The organism is Porphyromonas somerae DSM 23386 (genome assembly GCF_000372405.1).
GTDB lineage: Bacteria > Bacteroidota > Bacteroidia > Bacteroidales > Porphyromonadaceae > Porphyromonas_A > Porphyromonas_A somerae.
In genome coordinates, this window is sequence record NZ_AQVC01000082.1 from 1 (window position 1) to 2,851 (window position 2,851).

Here is a 2,851-nt window from a genome sequence, read left to right on the forward strand (position 1 = left end):
ATCTATTCCCCCGGTCGTTCGGGCTTTGCCCTCCGACGCGGGGGCTACAACAAATCGGACCTCTCCGAGGTCCTTTCTCGCTTGTCTAGTACAAGTTATCCATATTAGGGCTGTAACTTAAGTTTATATCTCTAATGCGTAACCCCTGATTATACATATGAGTTAATAATAAAAGAACTATCTTTGCGGGAGGTAGTAATTATTTAAGCTGTATCTATGAAACGATTAGGAATCCTTCTGCTGGTCATTGTGAGCGTGGTAGCCATCGTATTGATTATTAGGGGTCAGAGCAAAAAAGCTGACACGCCTCAAGAGAGCCCACAAGCAGTGGCTGAGGTGGTAGATACGAACCACGTCAAAGATTCTATCGCTGCTAGAGAGCGGGCCCAAGCTAAGCTAGACTCATTGGTTATAAGTCAGTTAAACGACTCTCTTGCCTATATCAATAAGGAGATAAAGGCCAACCCCGAGGATCCTAGAGCTTGGGTTAAGCTCAACCTTCTCTACAATAACCCCCAGTTTAAGCTGGATGACACCAGCAAACGCTATGAAGCCCTTATGAAGAGCATCATATTTATGCACCAACAGCCCAAGCGGGGTGCCGAAGCTTACTCTATGTGGGTAGATGCCTATCTCCCAGAGGAGAAGAAGTCGCAAGAATTGACCGCACTAAACGAAGCGATCCGAAAGAGTCCCAAGAAGTTGGATCTCTATGAGCAGCGTGCTGATACCTACCTTTCAATGAATCAGTCAGAGCTCGCTGAAATTGACCTCCTACAGATGGTCTACATTGCACCAAATAACAAGAGAGGCTACCAAGCGTTGCAGGAAAAGATGGGGCACGACCAAGCATCATCCCTCTGGAATAGCATCCTAACCTTAGCCCCCAAGTCGCCTAAAGCCTACTATCTTGCCTCTGAATATCTCCGTATGAGCGGTTCACAAGATGAAGCTCTCCAACTAGCCATGAAAGGAATGTCCCTCTATGGCGATGATGATGACCACAACCTCTTTAACCAACTGAAGTATTTGATAGATCGGAACTCTGATGGTGAAGAAGGGGCATTGATATCCCAGCTCAAAAGGCAGATGAATCAGCACCCGAATCGTCCCGAGTGGGCACTTCTGATCGCCTCTCAATACGATGGCGAGTGCCACTCCAATTGCCAACAAGCGATCCACTATTATCAGGCAGCTCTAAAAGGGATCAATCGAAGCAGTTCATTGTACCTATCCACTATTGAGCAGTTGGCAAGGTGCTATGTAGAGGTGGGAAACTTTTCCTTTGCTCTGAAGTACCAAGATATTGCTATCAAGCAAGACCCGACCTTTGCAGGCTATCACTACAATAAGGCGATGATGCTCCATGCCTCTGGAGACAGCAAAGCAGCTATTAAGGAGCTCAATAAGTATCTCTCTCACAGCAATAGCGACAAGAGTGACGCTCGAGCTTACTACAAACGAGCTTCCTACAAGTATGAAGTCAAAGATTTCTTTGGAGCACTCATTGATGTAGGGCAAGGAATGGAGATGGAGACCCAACCCACCCCTTTTGCATACCTAATTCGTGGCAATATCTATGCTGCTCAAGGAAAGAAGGAAGAAGCCAATGCCGATTTCAAGGCGGTATTGGGCAATACCAGTAGCGACGACTGTAGCACCCGCCCCTTTGCCTACATCGGCTTGGGGCAAAAGGAGGAGGCGATGAAAATATTAGCTGATAAAGTCAGCGATTATCAAAAGGAGCAAAGGACCGACGAAAGCAAGTTCTATAGCCTCCTTCGCGCCCTCGTGGAGCAAGGCGATGCAGACCTGGCACTCTACTTCAAGCAACTCTCAGAGGAGTGGGCCAATCCCTATCCTTGCCTTGATGAAAACATTAGGGTGGTACAAAACAATCCTAAGTACAAGGAGCTACAAAAAAGAGGAATAAAGACCAAGTAACCCTCAGCCACTTCCACTCTCTCCTCAACTATAATGGGATCGGGAAGGAAGAGATAATCACCATTTTTCCCGCTACCGTGCGGAACCTATTCCGTATGCGTGCGGAATAGATTCCGTAGCCATGCGGAATGCATTCCGCACGCATACGGAACGGGACGTTGATACGGTCTCATGAAAAAGCCCTCACTGGGTTAAGCATTCCGGATATTGTACACACCAATTATTCGTCATTCCTAAAAATGTAGACACTAGTCATCAGTTATTCCTGAAAAAGTAGACACTTCACTGTAGCACACTCCTATTCATCAAAACTAATGATAGATTGTAAGGAGCTCCGTGAGGAGGTCCGTAAAAAAGCACCCGCAAGGGTGCCACTCAGATAGCCCCCGCGTCGGAGGGGCGAAAGCCCCGAACGACCGGCGGGAAAAAGGATGCGGTATACGTAATCGACCCTTGTGGTCGCACTTGGACGGGTAGGTGCGACCACAAGGGTCGAGGAATTTGGGACAATTCGCCCCCCAGTCTTCGGCTCTACGAGCCTCGACTATGGGCTAGCTGAATGGCACCCTTTCGGGTGCTATCATATCCTTCTAGATGGTATATTCAATCAAATACCTGTTGACGATTCTTTCTAATGGCAACCTCTGAAACATCTAACTACTTATCATATTATTGCTATCTTTGCTGAGAGGCCTAGGCAGATGATCGCAGTTGGTAGCGATAGACGCGAGGTTATTACCTCGCCTCTATATCGTGGGTTCGAGCCCCACCTGCCTAGGTCTCTTTTTTGTTAAGAAGAAAGTTGAGACGGTGAATCGAGTAGGTCGGGAAACGAAAGTTTTCTGACCTACTTTCGTTTCCTTCCCTCTCACACCACCGTACGTGCCGTTCGGCATACGGCGGTTTA

At 47.5% G+C, this 2,851-nt stretch carries 1 protein-coding gene and 1 tRNA gene; both read left to right on the plus strand.

Features of this window, described 5'->3' with window-relative positions; all coding sequences use genetic code 11:
• The first annotated feature begins 216 nt into the window (after positions 1-216).
• Positions 217-1,944 carry a tetratricopeptide repeat protein gene (locus A3GK_RS0110020; RefSeq protein WP_018029311.1) on the plus strand — a complete coding sequence of 576 codons (1,728 nt, stop codon included), beginning with the start codon at positions 217-219 and terminating at the stop codon, positions 1,942-1,944.
• Between the two features lie 694 nt (positions 1,945-2,638).
• Positions 2,639-2,722: transfer RNA gene (locus tag A3GK_RS11470), tRNA-Asn, on the plus strand.
• Positions 2,723-2,851 lie beyond the last annotated feature (129 nt).

What these genes read in the sequence shown, in the direction of transcription:
- A3GK_RS0110020 (WP_018029311.1), top strand. Translation starts at nt 217, where the DNA reads ATGAAACGATTAGGAATCCTTCTGCTGGTCATTGTGAGCGTGGTAGCC.